Annotated in this window: 11 protein-coding genes; 8 read left to right on the top strand and 3 right to left on the bottom strand. The window is 62.6% G+C overall.

Translation table 11 applies throughout. From position 1 onward, the window contains the following. The first annotated feature begins 245 nt into the window (after positions 1 to 245). Positions 246 to 2,315 carry an NHL repeat-containing protein gene (locus A3AI_RS0120655; RefSeq protein ID WP_024517399.1) on the top strand — a complete coding sequence of 690 codons (2,070 nt, stop codon included), beginning with the start codon at positions 246 to 248 and terminating at the stop codon, positions 2,313 to 2,315. Positions 2,316 to 2,429: 114 nt separating this feature from the next. Here the strand turns inward: A3AI_RS0120655 and A3AI_RS0120650 are convergent, their stop codons facing one another. Beyond that, positions 2,430 to 4,778: a mechanosensitive ion channel domain-containing protein gene (locus A3AI_RS0120650; protein ID WP_024517398.1), complete on the bottom strand. Its 2,349-nt coding sequence runs from the start codon at positions 4,776 to 4,778 to the stop codon at positions 2,430 to 2,432. A 272-nt stretch (positions 4,779 to 5,050) separates the two neighbouring features. On the opposite strand from A3AI_RS0120650, the gene A3AI_RS0120645 reads away from it, so the two are divergent. Together A3AI_RS0120645 and A3AI_RS0120640 are read left to right on the top strand one after the other, a co-directional pair. Further along, the gene (locus tag A3AI_RS0120645; protein WP_036049053.1) at positions 5,051 to 5,236 is read left to right on the top strand and encodes a hypothetical protein; all 186 of its coding nucleotides are present in this window, start codon (positions 5,051 to 5,053) and stop codon (positions 5,234 to 5,236) included. Positions 5,237 to 5,708: 472 nt separating this feature from the next. Next, positions 5,709 to 7,397 (top strand): AMP-binding protein, encoded by a 1,689-nt coding sequence (locus tag A3AI_RS0120640; protein WP_024517396.1) that lies wholly within the window; start codon positions 5,709 to 5,711, stop codon positions 7,395 to 7,397. 33 nt (positions 7,398 to 7,430) lie between these two features. Here the strand turns inward: A3AI_RS0120640 and A3AI_RS0120635 are convergent, their stop codons facing one another. Next, positions 7,431 to 8,282 (bottom strand): SDR family NAD(P)-dependent oxidoreductase, encoded by an 852-nt coding sequence (locus A3AI_RS0120635; protein WP_024517395.1) that lies wholly within the window; start codon positions 8,280 to 8,282, stop codon positions 7,431 to 7,433. Between the two features lie 192 nt (positions 8,283 to 8,474). Between A3AI_RS0120635 and A3AI_RS0120630 the strand changes: the two genes are divergently transcribed. From A3AI_RS0120630 to A3AI_RS0120610, 5 genes are all read left to right on the top strand, one after another. Continuing rightward, complete coding sequence (locus tag A3AI_RS0120630; protein WP_024517394.1) at positions 8,475 to 9,785, top strand: ABC transporter substrate-binding protein; 1,311 nt, start codon at positions 8,475 to 8,477, stop codon at positions 9,783 to 9,785. 69 nt (positions 9,786 to 9,854) lie between these two features. Beyond that, complete coding sequence (locus A3AI_RS0120625; protein WP_024517393.1) at positions 9,855 to 10,580, top strand: ABC transporter ATP-binding protein; 726 nt, start codon at positions 9,855 to 9,857, stop codon at positions 10,578 to 10,580. Between the two features lie 5 nt (positions 10,581 to 10,585). After that, complete coding sequence (locus A3AI_RS0120620; protein WP_024517392.1) at positions 10,586 to 11,290, top strand: ABC transporter ATP-binding protein; 705 nt, start codon at positions 10,586 to 10,588, stop codon at positions 11,288 to 11,290. A gap of 4 nt (positions 11,291 to 11,294) precedes the next feature. Next, on the top strand, positions 11,295 to 12,149 hold the full coding sequence (locus tag A3AI_RS0120615) for a branched-chain amino acid ABC transporter permease (RefSeq protein WP_036048979.1): 855 nt from the start codon (positions 11,295 to 11,297) through the stop codon (positions 12,147 to 12,149). After that, a complete protein-coding gene (locus tag A3AI_RS0120610) occupies positions 12,146 to 13,165 on the top strand; it encodes a branched-chain amino acid ABC transporter permease (RefSeq protein ID WP_024517390.1) in 1,020 nt (339 codons plus the stop codon). The genes A3AI_RS0120615 and A3AI_RS0120610 overlap by 4 nt, the downstream gene beginning before the upstream one ends. Here the strand turns inward: A3AI_RS0120610 and A3AI_RS0120605 are convergent. After that, on the bottom strand, positions 13,126 to 14,295 hold the full coding sequence (locus A3AI_RS0120605; RefSeq protein WP_024517389.1) for a Gfo/Idh/MocA family protein: 1,170 nt from the start codon (positions 14,293 to 14,295) through the stop codon (positions 13,126 to 13,128). The genes A3AI_RS0120610 and A3AI_RS0120605 overlap by 40 nt on opposite strands. Between the last annotated feature and the right edge of the window lie 70 nt (positions 14,296 to 14,365).

Here is a 14,365-nt window from a genome sequence, read left to right as displayed (position 1 = left end):
CATAGCCGGACCCGCTGCTGGCTTGGCCATGTCGCGAATGGACCCATACGCGACATGGGCTATTGCCTCGCTTCGGCGCTCGATAGGCGGCTCTGCGCTGAGCTGCCGGGATCATTCTTGCCGATGTTGCATAGCGGCTCTAGCCCCGCGAGCTATCGTTGTTTTTGCCGGGCGGAGACTATTCGGGAAATATCCTGCGCGCTGCCCGACACTCAGGACATAAACCGCCCTTCAAGGAGGCAAACATGTTCCGTGTGCGAACGCTCTTCATCAACACAGCGCAGATGGTTGCCATGCTTGTGACGCTCGGTGCGCTGGGCTTCGCGTGCAGCCCGGCCAAGGCCGCTATTCGTATCGAGGGCCAAGTGCAAGCGGGCGGTGGCGGGATCGCAAATTCGTCCGTCACGCTTTGGGCTGCGAGTGCGGGCGAGCCGAAACAACTGGCGCAAGCAAGAACAAACGGTGACGGCCACTTCGAGCTCACCAGCACGGAAACGCCCGCTGCGAATGTGATTTTATATGTCGTTGCCAAGGGTGGCGAAGCCTTGGTCAACAGGGGCGCTGGCGACAATCCGGCGATTGCGATGTTGTCAGTCTTGGGTAACTCGCCTCCGTCGCCAGTGGTCATCAATGAGATGACAACCGTGGCATCGGTCTGGACAAACAACCAGTTCATTGATGGGACCGCGATCAAGGGCCATGCGCTTGGTCTTAAGATCGCCGCCGGTAATGTGCCGAGCTTTGTCGATCTTCAAACAGGTGGGTGGGGTCCGATTATTCAAGACCCGCTTAACAGCGGCCAGACCCCGACGCTGGCGAACTTCGCTACCTTGTCCGACCTGCTGTCCGCATGCGCTACGCTGGTGAAACCGGACGCATGCAGCAGGCTTTTCGCAGCCGTGACACCCCCGAAGGGAACCGCGCCGACCGACACGCTGACGGCGGCGCAGGCCATCGCCCGCTATCCCTGGTATCACCCCGAGCGGCTGTTTCGTTTGCTAAACGAGTTCTATACGGTGCCTGCAGGCAGGACCATGCGCCCGGTACCGTTCATGCCATACCTGAGCTTTCCTCCGAGTGCCTGGGTGTTGCCGTTGAAGTTCGACGGAGGAGGATATCGCGCGGGTGGCAAAGCAATGTTCGACAGCGAAGGCAATTTGTGGGTTGGAGACAACTTCACAATAGGCTGGCAGGGCCGCGATAACCTTTGGCAGGGCAATGCGACCAAGTTCAGCCCGAATGGAACGGCGATATCGCCGATCACTACCGGCTTCGCTGGTGGAGGTATGCAGGGGGGCACTTTCGGCTTAGCAGTCGATGCCAGCGATAATGCCTGGTTCGGTACCTATGGTGGTAAGTCCATCGCAGTGTTCGACAAGAGCGGCAAGCCGTTGACACCCCCTGAGGGAATTACGTTCAACGGTAAGCTTGGGCTGATGCAGGGCATCATTGCTACGCCGAATGGCGATGTATGGGCACTCGGCGTCAGCAAGGATCAACTACTCCATTTCCCCAAAGGAGATCTAAACAACGGCCAGATCGTATGCGAGGGGCGCGAAAAAGAGCCATGCAAGTCGTTTTTGGGGCCGTTCCATCTGGGCATTGATCAGCAGGACCGGATCTGGGTGACGAATGGCGCCGGCGGCCACGTAACAAGGTTTCCTGCCTCCGATCCGAGCAAAGCCGAAAAGTTCAGTACGGGTTGGAGCGGCAGCGGACTTGGTATCGACAGTCAAGGAAATGTATGGGTGACAAACCGGCTAGGTAGCTCGATGCGCGGCGAGTTGCTCGTCGCAGACATTTTGGCAAGAGCAGAACTTGGTGGCAGTCCGGATGAAGTCGTAACACGAGCAATGTTTAAACAACGCGGTGGTGACGGCAGCGTCACCTTGTTGAGACCCGACGGCAGCGAATATCCCGGCTCGCCTTTCAAGGGTGGCGGTCTACCCGGTCCTTGGGCTGCGACGATTGACGGTAACGATAACGTCTGGATTTCCAATTTTGCCGGCACGAACAGCCCAATTACGCAGCTGTGCGGTGTTCGTACCGAAAATTGTCCACCAGGAATGAAGACGGGTGACCAGATTTCGCCACCCGGCGGCTATGTCGGCGGAGGTTTGCAGATGCAGACCGATCTTGCCATCGGCCCGGCGGGCGACGTTTGGGTCATGAATAATTGGCAGGATATAGATAGCTGTTTCGGCGTTCCCGACGAAGCGCTCTCAACCCGGTGCGGCGGACAAGGTGTCACGGTCTTCTTCGGCATGGCAAAGCCAGTGCGCGCGCCGCAGATCGGCCCGGCCAGGCAACCGTAAGCCGATGTCTCCTGTTGGCCCATCGCGTCATTTCGCTGCGATGCAGGAATTGGTCGCTATCGGTGCTTAGCGGACTCTGGCAAGCCTCGCCCGGTAGATTTATAGGTTCACGGCCTAGCCTGCAGCCCGCCGCACCTTTGTATTGGCGGCGGAGTCTGATGACGCGGGGATTGCCATCAGGATGGTCTGGCTTGCGGACGCCATATCGATGCCGGCCTCCTGGAAGCGCCGCTTCATGCGGCGGTTGAACTCGCGCTGGACCGGCCAGCGGCCGAAATCGGTGCAGCGGATCTGGCCGACGATCGACACCATCGCGCCATCGACCTTGTCGACGCCCCACAATTCGAGGTCGCCAAGGATCGCCGCCTTGTATTCGGGCTCGCGGCGCATCTCGGCGACGATGTCTTTCAGGATCTGGCCGGCACGATCGCTGTCCTCCTTGTAGGCGACGTTGACGCTGACCGCCGCATTGCCGACGCCGCGGCTGGCATTGGTGATGGTGGTCACGGCGCTGAACGGCACGACATGCAGCGCGCCGTCGCCGGCCCGCAGGCGCATGGTACGGATCGAGACATTCTCCACCGTCCCCGACAGGCCCGATACGCTGACATTGTCGCCGACCTGCACGGTGTTCTCCAGGAGCAGGAACAGCCCGGTGATGAGGTCCTGCACCAGCTTCTGCGAGCCGAAACCGATGGCGATGCCGACGATGCCGGCACCGGCAAGCAATGGCGCGACATTGACGCCGATCTCGCTCAGCGCCGTCAAGCCGACCACGGTGACGATCAGGCATAACAGCGCCGTCCGCAGCATCGGCTGAAAGGTGCGCAGCCGCGCCGCGCGCGCGTAATGGCCGTCGCGCGACAGCTGATTCACCTGGCGATCCATCAGCGCGTTGGCGACCTCCCAGATCGCCGCCGCCGCAAGCGCGGCAATGGCGATGGTTACGACCGCCGACAGCAGTCGACTGCCAATCTGGCCGCCATAGAACCATACGATGGCATCGACGCCCCAGACTTCCAGCAGGGCAACGAAGGCGATGAAGGCGATGATCGTCGCAACGGTCTTGCGCAGCAGCGGCAGGTAGCGGTTGGCGCGGGCCTCGAGGCCGGGAAAACGCTGCCTGAGATCCGGACTGATGCGGAAGCCGCGATCGATCAGGCCCAGCGCGACGATGGTCGCGAGCCGCGCGATCAGCGCTACCGCGATGGTGCCGACGAAATATTGCAGCAGCAGCGAATAGCCATTGCGGATGTTGAGCGCCCACACCGCCCACAGTGCAAGATCGAGCGCGATGGCGAAATAATGCCACAGGCCGGCAAGCCGGTTTCGCAGCCTCGCCGCGAGGCTCACCCGGTCGGCAGGCGCACGAATGGCCTCGGCAACCTGGCGGCGGCATTGCAGGATGATGACAACGACGAAGAGGTGCACGACCAGCATCACCATGCGCAGCAGGGCGAGGTAGCCGGCGCGATGCAGGCCGAGCAGCAGCGCGACGTTGGCGAAGGCAATGCCGGAAACACCGACGGCAAGGACGCGCCGCGCCCAGATCTCGACATAGGCAGCGGTTTCGGCGCGCACGCGAAGCAGCCCGAACGGGCCCGCCAGCGCCCGCACCACGCAGATCAATCCACGTGACAGTGCGTAGGCATTGACCACCGCAATGATGACGAGCCGCGTGGTGACGATGTCGCCGATCTCGGTGCCAAGCAACGTGGTCGCGACGCCGACAAAGACCAGCACCGGCAACAGTTCGAGCAAGAGACGACCCAGCACGAAAGGAAGCCTCACCACCGACTGCCAGGCACGCGCCAGGCTGAGACGGCGCCGATGCACCTCGACCTGTGTCGTGATGTCCGCGGCCTCCATCACTGGCTCGGCAATCGGCATGGGCTGACGCGCGGTCTCCGGCATGCGCGATTCAAGGAATAGAACCGGCCGCTTGATGATGCGGAAGATTACCCATTCAACGGCAAGCGAGCAGCCAAGCACCAGCGCCAGCTTCCAGGCAATATCGAGCAACTGATCATAGGCCGCAGGATCGTTCGCCGTGCGTACGATCCAGTAATAGAAGGCCGGGAAATGTGTCAGCGTGCGCGCGAAGCCTGCGATCTCATGCGAGATGTCGCCGATCTCTTCGGACACCGTCAGCAGCAGCTGCGCGCCGAGGCTGTCTTCCTTAAGCGGAATCGGCGAGTGCGGCGCGGCCGCCGGCGCGGCTTGCTCGGACACAGGCGCGGATTGCGGCGCCGGAGCATTGGCGATCGCCCGCAACGTATCGATCATCTCGGCGCGCTTCTTGTCGTCAGTCAGCGTGTCGAGCGCACGCCTCGCCTGATCGGGCGTTAGCACCTCGGCCTTGTCGGCAGCGTGCGTGGCCGGTGCTGGAGCCGGCTGGGCCGATGTAGGGAGAGCAAACAAGAAAAGGACGAGCAGGATCGCGGGGAAGGTTCTGTGCGACACGAAGACCCCTATTGAAATGATCGCCACGGCAACGCCGGAACAGGCCTGCCGTTGCGCAATGCGTCATGTCGAATTGCCCTTCTCGCCGCAACCCTGTGTCGGAAATTTGCCGTTCGGAAGTCTTTCTGTTGGCATTTGCGGCATCGCGCGGATACCGTTGCGTTCCACTGGCGGCTGCGGGGCACTCTCGCGCAAATGTGAAGAAACCGGTTCGATTTCGCGGTGGCCCTTCATTCAGGTTCCATCGCGCACGCCTCTCGTGGATGTTTCTGATGACCAAATGGTATTTCGTCTGGATCGATGGCCCGCGCGGGCCCGAGCCGCAGAAGTGGTCTTCGGATGCCCTCTGGGGGCAGCTTGGCCGTCAGGATGTCCTTGTCCGCTTTCCACTGACGGACCACGAAGCAAGACTGTCGCTCGACCAACTGATCAAGCGATATCCCGCGCCACGCGAGTGAGGCGCGCAATCTCCGATGCGACATCGCGCATCGGCGCAGACACCGGCGACTTCGCTACAATTCCGACAGTGAACCGAGCCGCTTCGTTACGGATGTAATCCTTCTTCAGCGGCTTTGAAATCACGTGGCAACCCCGCGCTCACAGCCTGCTCGTGTTTCGACATGACGTCCATTGGGAGGACGCAGCATGACGTAGCGCGACACGTATTGCCGGCTTCGATTGTTTTAACCTGAACGCAAATCGAAAGCAGTTTTCATGACCTTCAATTTGTTGTGGCCATCAATCTTCATTGCCCTTGCCGTGGCACTCGCATGAGCTTGGCGCGGTCTACGAATATCTCAAGCACCTGCCGGATAACCCGGACGGCACCTGAGCCGGGCGCTTGCGGTGAACCGCCGTGACAGTGCATAGTTGCCGCACGCACCTCTCGGAGAAGCACGAAAAATGTGCCTGGTGCGGACGGGGGAGACGATGTCGATCACGGAGAGTCACGTCTGCGGTCCAATCGACACGCCACTGATCGAAAGCACGATCGGCGCGTTCTTTGACACGACAACCGAGCGTTTGGCCGAACACGATGCATTGGTGGTCCGCCACCAGGGCATCCGCTGGAGCTACGGCGAGTTGCGCCAGCAGGTCGACGCCTTCGCAGCGGGCCTCTTGGCATTGGGCCTCAAGCCCGGCGAGCGTGTCGGCATCTGGTCGCCGAACAATGCCGAATGGGTCGTCACGCAGTTCGCGACCGCCAAGGCCGGTCTGATCCTGGTCAACATCAATCCCGGCTACCGGCTGGCCGAGCTGGAATATGCCCTCAACAAGGTGCAGTGCGCCGCGCTCATCACCGCCGCCGCGTTCAAGACCAGCAACTATATCGACATGCTCAACACGATCGCGCCGGAAATTGCCGGCTCCGCGCCGGGACAGCTCGCCGCCGCCAGGCTCCCCTCGCTCAGGACGCTGATCTGCATCGGCGCCGATGCGCCCGGCTTCATCCGCTTCGATCGGGTCTCGGCCATGGCCACGACCCAGCACCACGAAGCGCTCGCCGCATTGGGACCAACATTGAGGAACGTCGATCCCGTCAACATCCAGTTCACCAGCGGCACGACGGGGTCGCCAAAAGGCGCCACGCTCAGCCATCGCAACATCCTCAACAACGCCTTCTTCGTCGGCCGTACCATGGGACTCAGGGAACGCGACCGCTTCTGCATCCAGGTGCCGCTCTATCACTGCGGCGGCATGGTCGTGGGCACTCTGAGTTGCCTCACGCATGGCGCAGCGATGATCTTTCCTGCCGACTGGTTCGATCCGCTCGCATCGCTCGAAGCGATCCAGGCCGAAGCCTGCACTGCGATCGGCGGCGTGCCCACGATGTTTCTCGCAATGCTGAATCATCCGGCGTTTTCGAGCTTCGATCTCCGCTCGATGCGGACCGGCTGGGCGGGCGGCGCGCCCTGCCCGATCGAGATGATGAAGCGCTGCCTTTCGGACATGCATCTGCGCGACTTCACCAACGTCTTCGGCATGACGGAAACAAGCCCGGTCTGCCTGCAGACCTCCGCCGACGATCCGCTGGAGCGCAAGGTCAGCAGCGTCGGCCGTATTCATCCCCATGTCGAGGTCAAGGTCGTCGATCTCGACGGACGGACAGTGCCGGTCGGCGTGCCCGGCGAGTTCTGCACCCGCGGCTATTCGGTGATGCTCGGCTATTGGGGCGATCCGCAGAAAACCAAGGAGGCGATCGACACCGAGGGCTGGATGCACACCGGCGATCTCGGCACGCTGGATGCAGAGGGCTACGGCAACGTCGTCGGCCGCAGCAAGGACATGGCGATCCGCGGCGGCGAGAACATCTACCCCGCGGAAATCGAGAACGTGCTCTATCAGCATCCTGCGGTCGCCGACGCACAGGTGTTCGGCGTGCCAGACGACCGGTTCGGCGAAGAACTTTGCGCCTGGATCAGGGTGAAGCCCGGCGCGGCCATGAAAGAGGACGAGGTCCGATCGTTCTGCCGGGACCGCATCGCCCATTTCAAGATCCCGCGCTATGTTCGCTTTGTCGAGGAGTTCCCGACCACCGTCACCGGCAAGATCCAGAAATTCGTGATGCGGCAACGGATGATCGACGAACTTGGGCTGAATGTTCAGAAGACAGCCTGACCTGCCGCGACACAGGAGCCGTGCTCCGGCCGGCTATTCCGCCGCCGCATTGGCCGCCGCTTTGTCCATCGCTGCCAGGATGGAATCAAAGCGCTCCTGCAGTTCCGCTCGCCATTCGGCGGAATGGTGGGTGAACACATAGAGCTCATTGCCACGAATGGCGGCGAGCACTTGCGCTGCGACATCGGCGGGATCGAGGCCGGATTGGCTGAGCTCGGAGAGCTCGGCAGCCAGTTTGCCCGCGGCGCTGTCCGGGTCTGGCCGGTGCGCCGGCCCGTAGCGATCCTGCCGGTTGCGGCTGGCCTCCGATATCCGGGTTCGCACAAATCCCGGGCAAAGTACGGTGACGCCGATACCGAGCGAGGCGAGCTGCTTTGCCAGTCCCTCCGAGATGTTGACCACGGCGAACTTGCTCGCCGCGTAGGGGCTGAAGCCGAGTCCGCTGTTCAAGCCCGCCATGGAGGCCGTGTTGACGATGTGGCCGCCCTCGCCGTGTGCGCGGATGTGAGGCAGGAAGGCGCGGATACCGTGAACAACGCCCATCAGGTTGACGTCGAGCACCCAGCGCCAGGTCGGCAGCGAGATGTCGTCGATGCCGCTGCCACCGCCGACACCCGCATTGTTGCAAACGACGTGGACCTTTCCGAAAGCCTTGCAACAAGCTTCCGCAGCTCGGTCGACGCTGTCGGGATCGGCGACATCGCACAGCACGCCGCGTATATCGGCGTCGTTCGAGAAGCTTTTGACGGCGGTCTCGAGCGCACCGGCCTCGATATCAGCAAGCATGACCTTCATGCCTGCTTCGGCAAAGGCGCGGCCAAGCGCAAGGCCGATGCCGCTTGCCCCGCCGGTCACGAATGCCGTCTTGCCGGCCAGTTGTTGCATGATGTCACGCGGCCTTGTGGTTCTTGCCTGCAATATGACAGGCGCAAACTGATGGGCAAGCGCCTTCACCGCGGCGTCAGCACTTTGGCTAGCCAGGCCGCCGGCCGATTGACTTTCCGCCGTATCCACCAAATACTTCAAAGAAAAACAACAAAACAATCGCCTTTACGACGGTCAATGGGAGGGAATGCCATGCCGACTTCACGCAGGACGCTGCTGAAGGGGAGCGCAGCTGCCGCGGCCGTGCTCAGCCTGGATTGGAGACGCGCGCAGGCCGAAGCCGAGACCGTGCGCATCGGCACCATCTACGACCTGTCAGGACCATTCGCCGCCGGCGGCTCGGTGGCCTCCTCGGTCGGCACCGAGATCGCGATCGATCTCGTCAATGAAAAAGGCGGCATCGGCGGCAAGTACAAGGTTGCGGCGGTCAAGGCCGACTCCCAGAGCAAGGGCGACGTTGCGATCAACGAGGTCGAACGCCTGATCAGCCAGGAGAAGGTCGACATCATAGACGGCGTCTTCTCCAGTGCGCACGCGGTCCCGCTTGCCGCCAAGTGCGAGCAGCAGAAGAAGATCCTCTGGATCACGACCGCGGTTTCGACTGCCGTGTTCAAGGACAAGAACCTGCACTATGTCTTCCGTGCGCAGATTCATTCCGATCAATATGGCCAGGCCTTTGGCGGCTTCCTGTCCGAGCACGCCAAGGCCAAGCTCGGCATGGAGCCGAAGGACGTCAAGGTCGCGCTGATCCACGAGGACGGCCCCTATGGCTCCGGTGTTGCCGCGGCCGACGAGGTCTTTGCCAAACAGGCCGGCGTTCAGGTCGTGCTCAAGGAAGGCTATTCGGCCGCCGCTCCTGATCTCTCGACGCTGGTCACCAAGATCAAGCGCTCGGGCGCCGACGTGATCTCCCATGCCGGCTACAACCCTGACATCACGCTGTTCCTGCGTCAGGCGCGCGAGAACGGCCTGCGCTTCAAGATGTTGTTCGGCGCTGGCGCCGGCTACAGCCAGCTCGACAAGCTGCGCGCGACCTTCGGCACCGACATCGACAATTTCTGCAACATCGATCCCGTGCCGGCGCAATTGCTCGATCCCGCAAAACTCGCGCCGGGCCTGGGCGATTTGATCAAGACCATGGTCGAGCGCTTCAAGGCCAAGACCGGCGCCACCGAAGTGCCGCCGCACTGCTCGATGGGCTTCAACCAGACCTGGGTGCTGCTCAACAATGTGCTGCCGGTCGCCAAGGACAAATACGGCGGGTTCGATCCCGAGGCTGTCCGCAAGGCCGCGCTCGATGTCGACATCCCGCCGGGCGGCACCATCCAGGGCTATGGCGTGAAATTCTTCCCACCCGATACGCCGCTCTCGGGCCAGAACGAGCGCTCCACGCCGGTCGTGATGCAGAACGCCGGCGAGCATATCTCGGTGGTCTGGCCGACCAATATCAGGACCCAGGACCCGGTCTTCCCGCTGCCGAAATCCTCAGTCTACGCGGCGTGAAAAGAGCATGATCCGAAAAAGTGGACACCGGTTTTTCGAAAAGATCATGCTCCACTTCAAGAGATCCCGATGCTGACGGTCGAGGGACTCAGCAAGCGGTTCGGCGGATTCCTGGCGGTGAACCAGGTCTCCTTCGATGTGCGAGCAGGCGAGATCCTTGGCCTGATCGGTCCCAACGGCTCGGGCAAGAGCACGACATTCAATCTGATCGCGGGCAATCTGCGGCCCTCCTCCGGCTCGATACGGCTCGACGGCCGCGAGATCGCAGGCGAAAGCGCGCATGTCGTCTGTCATCAAGGCGTCGGACGAACCTTCCAGATCCCGCGCCCCTTTCGCAAATTGTCGCTGCTGGAAAATGTCACGCTCGCCGCCTTCTATGGCGAGGCCGGTCGCATCTCGCGGCTCGATGCCGAACGCCGCGCCGTCGAGGCGCTCGGCATGGTCGGCCTGCCCTCCGACGCCGCCGCATCGACCGCGGGGCTCGGCGCCGCAGCGCTGAAAAAGCTCGAGCTTGCGCGGGCGCTTGCCACAAAACCAAAGCTGCTGCTCGCCGATGAAAGCCTCGGCGGGCTCGACCGCGCCGAGATGGAGCGTGCCGCCGACATGCTTCTCGACATCCGCAACCGGCTCGGCATCACCATCATCTGGGTCGAGCACATCATGGGCGTGCTGATGCGGGTGGTCGATCGTGTGATCGTGCTCGACCATGGCGAGAAGATCTTTGAGGGCAAGCCGGGTGCGGCGGCGGCCGACCCCCGTGTCACCGAAGTCTATCTCGGCAAGGCGCAGGCATGACGCCGATGCTGTCGCTTGCCACCGTCTCCGCTGCCTACGGCTCGTTCCAGGCGCTGTTCGGCGTCTCGCTCGACGTGGCACGCGGCGAAGCGGTCGGCGTGATCGGCCCGAACGGCGCCGGCAAGACCACCTTGATGCGGGTGATTTCCGGCATCCTGCCGATGCGGGACGGAACCATGAGCATCGAGGGTCGCGAGATCGGCGGCCTGCCGGCGCACCGCGTGGTCGAACAGGGCATCGCGCATGTGCCGGAAAATCGTCGGCTGTTTCCGCGCCTGTCGGTCGAGGAGAATCTGCGCATCGGCGCGTTCATTCCCTCGGCCCGTGCGCGCTTTGCCGAGCAGCTCGACTGGGTCTATCAGCTCTTCCCCCGCCTGAAGGAGCGCCGCGGCCAGCCCGCCGGCACCATGTCCGGCGGCGAGCAGCAGATGTGCGCGATCGCGCGGGCGCTGATGTCGAAGCCCAAGGTGCTGTTGATGGACGAGCCGTCCGCGGGCCTGGCGCCCATCGTGGTGCAACAGGTGTTCGAGCTCGTGCACCGGATCCGCGCCGAGGGGCTGACCGTGCTGATCGTCGAGCAGAACGTGCAGCAGGTGCTGGACGTCGTCGATCGCGCCTATCTGCTCGAGGTTGGCGCGATCAAGCTTTCCGGCACCGCCGCCGAGCTCAAGGGCAACAGCTTCATCCGCGAAGCCTATATGGGGCTTTAAGAGAATGGACATCTATCTTCTCGAAGCCATCATCAACGGCATCCTGCTCGGCGGGGTGCTGGCGCTGCTTGCGCTGGGGCTGAACCTGATCTTCGGCGTCATCGACGTGGTCTGGATCTGCTATGCCGACATCGTCATGTGCGGCATGTATGCGATCTTCTTCCTCTACGCCCAGTATCACGTGCCCCTGCCGCTGGCCTTCCTGATCGCGATCATCGGCATCGCCGCCCTCGGCATCCTCGTTCATCTATTCATCATCGCGCCGGTGCTGGACTCCGCGCCGATCAACCAGCTGCTCGCGACCGGTGGCCTGCTGTTCTTCCTGCAGAGCTTTGCGACGCTCCTGTTCGGCACCGACTTCCGCAATATCGGCGTGCGGCTGCCGGTTCTGGAAGTCGCCACCATCTATGTCAGCTTCGCCCGGCTGATTGCCTTTGCAGTAGCGCTGATCGGCGCGGTCGCGCTCTATGTCTTCCTCAAGCGCACTTATATCGGCACCGCGATCCGCGCCATTTCCCAGGACCGCGAGATCGTGGGCCTGATGGGCGTCGACCAGCGCCGCATCTATCTGGTGGTCTCCGGCATTGGCGGCGCGCTGGCCGGGCTCGCCGCCTGCCTCCTGGCGCTGCAGTATGACGTGCATCCCTTTATCGGCAACACCTTCGGTCCCGTGATCTTCATGATCTGCGTGCTCGGCGGGCTCGGCAACATGATCGGCGGCTTCATCGCCGCCTTCGTGATCAGCCAGATCATTGCCATCGGCGGCTATTACTCCTCGACCGAACTGTCCTACGTGTTCGCCTTCACCTTCTTCATTGTCTTGATGTTCATCCGGCCGCGGGGGCTGTTCGCGCCATGAACCTCAATCACGTCCTTTGGGCGGTCGGCCTCGCGATCCTGATCGCCCTGCCATTTCTCGCGCCACCCTATTTCCTGCATCTGGTGATCCAGATCCTGATCTGGGCCTTCATCTATACCGCGTGGTCCCTGATGGGCCGCTTCGGCTTCGTCTCCTTCGGCCATGGCGCATTCCTTGGCGTCGGCGCCTATGTGCCGGCGCTGCTCTGGAATTATTATGGCTTGACGCCGTGGCTCGGGATTCCCTTGGGCGTTGCGGGCGCCGTGCTGCTTGCGATCGTCGTCGGCTATCCCTGCTTCCGCCGCCGCGTGGTTGGGCACTATTTTGCGCTGGTGACGCTCGCGCTGAGCCAGGTCGTCCTGCTCTCGCTGGTCGCGGCGCGCGATATTACCGGGGGCTCGCTGGGCTTCACCCAGAAGGCGGTCGGCCATTCCTGGTACGCACTGCAATTTCCGGAGAAAGGCTATTTCTACGTCATCGCCGTCCTGCTCTGGCTCGCCGGGCTCGCGGCATGGCGCAGCATCGACCGCGGCATCGGCCGCGAGGCGCTGGAGGCGATCTCGGAGGACGAGGATGCAGCCGCCGCCGTCGGCATCGACGTCATGCGCCAGAAGATGCGCGTCACCATCGTCAGTGCCGCGCTCACCGCCGTGGGCGGGGCGATCTACGGCCAATATGTGATGTATCTCAACCCCGAGACCGTCTCAGGCATCGCCGTCTCGCTGCAGATCGTGTTCGCGGCGATCGCGGGCGGAGTCTATTCGCTGCTCGGCCCGAGCGTCGGCTCGCTCCTGACGCTGTCGCTGACCGAAGGCCTGCGGGTCTGGTTCGGCACCGACTACATCGGCGCCGCCAACACCATCTACGGCATCCTGCTCGTGCTCTGCATCATCTTCATGCCGCAAGGCATCGTCGGCAGCTTGCAGGGGATGAGGCGGCGCGGGGCCATTGCAAAGCCGCTGGTGACATTGGACCGTCAGAGCGCCACCCGGCGCCCGTCCTCCGCGGCCCAATAACCGGCGTAGTTCACCTTGATGGTCTCATAGGCCAGCGCCAGATCCGACAGCGGCTGCCGCCCCGTGGCTACGCATTCCATGAAGTCCTGGATTTCCTGCAAATAGCCGCGCGTCCATTCCTCCTCCAGGCAGACATATTGCCAGCCGGTCTTGCGGTCGACCTTCTCGGTGATGTAGACGCCGGCGAGCTTCTCCTCGCTGGTCTGGTAGCTCACCAGATGCGTATTCGGCGTGATATTGGCGAACAGCGAGCCGCCGCTGGTGTAGGTCTCGATCACGTTGCGCACTCCGCCCATGATCATGTCGCCGGAGAACACCGTCGCCTTGGTGCCGTCGGAGAAGGTGACATTGAGCGCGCCCCAGTCCTCGACATCGACCGGATTGGCCTTGATGAAGGCGCGCTCCTCCGGCTTGAGGCAGGCCGTGACATTGCCGACATCGCAGGTGACGCTGGCAACATTGATCGCCTCGCCGCGCGCTTTTGCCTCGACCTGCTTCAGATAAAGCACTGCCGACAGGGGATGGCAGCCCATGCGGATCAGCGAGCCGCCGCCGGTCATCGCCCACTGCGCGGCATGGGCTGCATGCGAGCCGGAGTGGCTCTCCTCGCCCTTCATGAACAGGATCTTGTCCTTTGTCGCCTTGATGATCTCCGCGATCTTGGTCACTGCCGGCGCGTAGACCCAGTCCTCCGCATACATGAAGAGCCGGCCGGTCCTTCTGATCGCCGCTGCAGTCTTGTCCATCTCCTCCAGCACGCGCTGATACATCACTGCCTTCGGCACATGCTTGCCGATCGGCGTTTGGTCACCCTCGCGCCCGAAATAGCCTGCAAACGGCTTTTCGCAGATCACATGCTTGCCGCTCTCCATGGCCCGGACGATCATGGATGTGTGCAGGTTCGGCGGCGTGCAGATGTCGACCACATCGATCTCGCGATCAGCGATGAGATCAGCAAAACTGCGATAGGCGGTCGGAATCCGGTGCCGTCGCGCGAACTCGACCACATGCTCCCCGCGCGCCGCAACCGCCTTCACCTCCACATCGACGCCGTAGACACGGCGGAACGCGTACATATGCAGCTCGGAGACAAAGCCGCAGCCGACCATCCCCACCCTGATTTTTGTCATTCTGGATTGCCTCCCGTCGCTGTCGGTCCTGCTTTGCACCACCTTGGCAAAGCACGTGCTCGACATCAAC

It is taken from the genome of Bradyrhizobium sp. Tv2a-2 (genome assembly GCF_000472425.1).
GTDB lineage: Bacteria > Pseudomonadota > Alphaproteobacteria > Rhizobiales > Xanthobacteraceae > Bradyrhizobium.
This window is presented reverse-complemented; position numbering and strand designations above follow the sequence as displayed.

Excerpts from the sequence above, each read along its gene's own strand:
- A3AI_RS0120655 (WP_024517399.1), top strand. The coding sequence starts at position 246 with ATGTTCCGTGTGCGAACGCTCTTCATCAACACAGCGCAGATGGTTGCC.
- A3AI_RS0120645 (WP_036049053.1), top strand. The coding sequence starts at position 5,051 with ATGACCAAATGGTATTTCGTCTGGATCGATGGCCCGCGCGGGCCCGAG.
- A3AI_RS0120640 (WP_024517396.1), top strand. The coding sequence starts at position 5,709 with ATGTCGATCACGGAGAGTCACGTCTGCGGTCCAATCGACACGCCACTG.
- A3AI_RS0120635 (WP_024517395.1), bottom strand. The coding sequence starts at position 8,282 with ATGCAACAACTGGCCGGCAAGACGGCATTCGTGACCGGCGGGGCAAGC.
- A3AI_RS0120630 (WP_024517394.1), top strand. The coding sequence starts at position 8,475 with ATGCCGACTTCACGCAGGACGCTGCTGAAGGGGAGCGCAGCTGCCGCG.
- A3AI_RS0120625 (WP_024517393.1), top strand. The coding sequence starts at position 9,855 with ATGCTGACGGTCGAGGGACTCAGCAAGCGGTTCGGCGGATTCCTGGCG.
- A3AI_RS0120620 (WP_024517392.1), top strand. The coding sequence starts at position 10,586 with ATGCTGTCGCTTGCCACCGTCTCCGCTGCCTACGGCTCGTTCCAGGCG.
- A3AI_RS0120615 (WP_036048979.1), top strand. The coding sequence starts at position 11,295 with ATGGACATCTATCTTCTCGAAGCCATCATCAACGGCATCCTGCTCGGC.
- A3AI_RS0120610 (WP_024517390.1), top strand. The coding sequence starts at position 12,146 with ATGAACCTCAATCACGTCCTTTGGGCGGTCGGCCTCGCGATCCTGATC.
- A3AI_RS0120605 (WP_024517389.1), bottom strand. The coding sequence starts at position 14,295 with ATGACAAAAATCAGGGTGGGGATGGTCGGCTGCGGCTTTGTCTCCGAG.